This is a genomic window from Nitratidesulfovibrio liaohensis (assembly GCF_011682075.1).
In the GTDB taxonomy this organism is placed as follows: domain Bacteria; phylum Desulfobacterota; class Desulfovibrionia; order Desulfovibrionales; family Desulfovibrionaceae; genus Cupidesulfovibrio; species Cupidesulfovibrio liaohensis.
Genome location: NZ_VSMK01000389.1, coordinates 1 through 2,642, shown reverse-complemented (window position 1 = coordinate 2,642; position 2,642 = coordinate 1). Strand labels below are relative to the sequence as shown.

The following is a 2,642-nucleotide window of genomic DNA, read 5'->3' as shown; positions in this document are numbered from 1 at the left end:
ACGACGTGGCCGCAGCCATGGGCCTGCCCGTGGGCCGGGGCGGGCGCGTGCCGGTGCTGCCCACCCTGCAGGTGGACGGGCGTCCGGAAATCCACGTGGTGGGCGACCTTGCGCTGCCGGATGGGCAGAACCCGCCCATGATCGCCCCCAACGCCACCCAGCAGGGCCGTCACGCGGCGGCCAACGTGCTGCGTCTGCTCAAGGGCGGCATGGCCAAACCCTTCCGCTATCGCGACAAGGGGGCCATGGCCACCATCGGGCGGCAGGCGGCGGTGGTGCGGCTGGGGCGGTTTGCCATTTCCGGGCTGTGGGCATGGGTGCTGTGGCTGTTCGTGCACCTGGCCTATCTGATCGGCTTCCGCAACCGGCTGTTCGTGCTGGTGAACTGGGCGTGGGACTACCTGTTTTTCGAACGGTCGGTGCGGCTCATCCTGCCGCGCGTGGCCATGGACGACGCAGTGTGCGAGGCGCCGTCCGAGGCGGCACCCGATGCGGCGAAAACCGGGGAAGCCGGGGATGTCGGGGACGCGGTACCGGCCAGGGCCGGGGATTCCGCCGGGACGTAGGCGTCACACAGGCTGGTCGTCTGCCCGGGGCGTGTTCCCGGCAGGGCGGTGACGACACAGGAAAAGGGCCGCCGCGAACTGCTCGCGACGGCCCTTGCACGTGCATTTTTCTTGCGGTGCACTGTCGTCCCGACCGTTGCCATGGGCATCCGGCCAGGGCTGGCATGCCACCGGCAACCGAGGGGGGCGAAGCCGCACGGACCAACCATGAGTCCCGAAGCCGCCCAGTCCGGAATTACACCGAAGGACGGATGGTCAGCACCGGCTGGCGGGCGCTCTTGACCACCTTTTCCGCCACGGAGCCGAACAGGATGCGGTCCAGGCCCTTGCGGCCATGGGTGCCCATGATGATCACGTCCGCGCCTTCCTTGTCCGCGATGCCCAGGATTTCTTCCGCCGCGTAGCCGGTGACGATGCGGCCCTCGGCCTTGATGCCCGGAAAGTTCTCGGCCACGAACGATTCCATGGCCTTTTCCGCGCCGGAAACGATTTCACCCACGAAGTTCTCGATGGAGTTCGGCGGCACGTGGAAGCCCACGTACTGGCTGAGCGAGGGGGCGGCGTACAGCACCACCACCGACCCGCCGGTCATCCTGGCGAGAGACGCGGCATATTCGGCGACGTCCTTGCTGTGCTCGGAAAAGTCCACCGCGCAGAGAATCTTTTTGAAGTCCTTCATGGTGTTTCTCCCTGGTTACGGGTTCCGTGCCCCTCGCGGGGCCGGGTGGCAGTCTGAACCTCTTCGTATACTTACAGTATGCTTTGAGGGCGAAATAGACAAGGGCCGATTTGATGCGTAGTGTCTGCATGTGGGCAAGCCGTGCCGCCCGGCAGCTTTTTCCCGCCTTGCGCGCCGTTGAAAACAGGTGCGATTGTGAAATTTCAGTGGGTTGCGCGATGCTTGGCCGTGGCAGGGTTCTTGCTTTGGCACGGGCGTACCCTGCATGCACGACATGCGCTACATCCCTGACATGGGGGACGTCATGAAGATCGGCACGGAACAACTGGAGGCCCTGCAACGGCAGGAGCCAGCGCAACGAAAGGCCACCGGCGGCGCCAATGCCGTCGGCGACTTCGGTGCGTTGCTCTCGCAGGAGCTGGGCGGAACCGAATCGGCGCAGTCCGCTGCGTCGGTGGTGCCGCCGGGGGCCGCGGGCATCGACCCGCTGCTCATGGTTTCGTCAGTGGAGGGCGTTGACGCCGCCTCGGATGCGACCGGCCTCGATCAGGCCATGGAGCAACTGGACGGTTTGCTGAACAACTGGGATGCCTACGCCCGCGAACTGGGGCAGGGGGCGTCAACAGGAGGACTGCGTGATGCGTACTCGATGCTGCAAGGCATCGACAACTCGCTGCGCGATCTGAAGCAGAACATGCCCAACCTTTCCGACCACGAAGGGCTCGCAGCCGTGGTCAACGAACTCGAAGTGATGGCCGCCACGGAGAAGTTCAAGTTCAACAGGGGCGATTACGCCTCGTAGGGCACATCGTCTTTTTTCGCGGGTTTCTCCAGCGGAAAAACCTGATTCGCCTTGACGACATGCCCGATTCCGCTCCGGCGGGGCAGGGCATGGCACAGCGGCATGAACGCCGCACCTTCGGGTGCGGCGTTTTTCATTTCTTGCGGGGACGGAAGGGAAAGAATCAGCCGGAAAGAAAGGAATGCAGGCAAGCGCCATCGGAAAGGGGGATGGGCCTTGATACACCCTGTTCAGACGGAATTTCGGGTATGAAAGGGCGTTCTCCGCCGTTTTTCCATCCGACGGCCATTTGTGCGTCATCCCCGCGCAGGCAGCACCGCAAGGGGGGTGTACACTGGGCGGTCACCGCCAGGATCGCTGCGCCACAGCACCATTTCACGCACGGTGCATCCGGGCCACGGTGATGCGGCGCGGTTGATTCGGGTATTGATGGCGGCCAGCAGGGCATCGCGCGCATCTGCCGCTGCCCGGGCCGAATGCCGGGAAGGCGGGGAGGGCGGTTCGCCGCCGGACCGGGCGACATCGCGCTGCCTGTCGCCGCGCCGCGCCTCGCGCACGCGGGCCAGGGTCAGGTGCGGGGCAAAGCGGCGGTCTT

General features: G+C 65.4%; 4 protein-coding genes and 1 pseudogene. 2 read left to right on the top strand and 3 right to left on the bottom strand.

The features are described 5' to 3' along the window. Positions 1 to 566 (top strand): NAD(P)/FAD-dependent oxidoreductase (locus FVW27_RS12795; RefSeq protein WP_424991875.1); only part of this gene is annotated, 566 nt, incomplete at its 5' end. A gap of 235 nt (positions 567 to 801) precedes the next feature. On the opposite strand, the gene FVW27_RS12790 is transcribed toward FVW27_RS12795, so the two are convergent. Then, positions 802 to 1,245 carry a universal stress protein gene (locus FVW27_RS12790; protein ID WP_167125693.1) on the bottom strand — a complete coding sequence of 148 codons (444 nt, stop codon included), beginning with the start codon at positions 1,243 to 1,245 and terminating at the stop codon, positions 802 to 804. Between the two features lie 274 nt (positions 1,246 to 1,519). Between FVW27_RS12790 and FVW27_RS12785 the strand changes: the two genes are divergently transcribed. Beyond that, on the top strand, positions 1,520 to 2,047 hold the full coding sequence (locus FVW27_RS12785; RefSeq protein ID WP_243838426.1) for a hypothetical protein: 528 nt from the start codon (positions 1,520 to 1,522) through the stop codon (positions 2,045 to 2,047). Here the strand turns inward: FVW27_RS12785 and FVW27_RS12780 are convergent. Both FVW27_RS12780 and FVW27_RS12775 read right to left on the bottom strand, forming a co-directional pair. After that, complete coding sequence (locus FVW27_RS12780; protein WP_167125691.1) at positions 2,035 to 2,238, bottom strand: hypothetical protein; 204 nt, start codon at positions 2,236 to 2,238, stop codon at positions 2,035 to 2,037. The two genes, FVW27_RS12785 and FVW27_RS12780, sit on opposite strands and share 13 nt — an antisense overlap. A gap of 105 nt (positions 2,239 to 2,343) precedes the next feature. Then, positions 2,344 to 2,642: pseudogene (locus FVW27_RS12775) on the bottom strand (RNA 2',3'-cyclic phosphodiesterase); the annotation flags it as partial.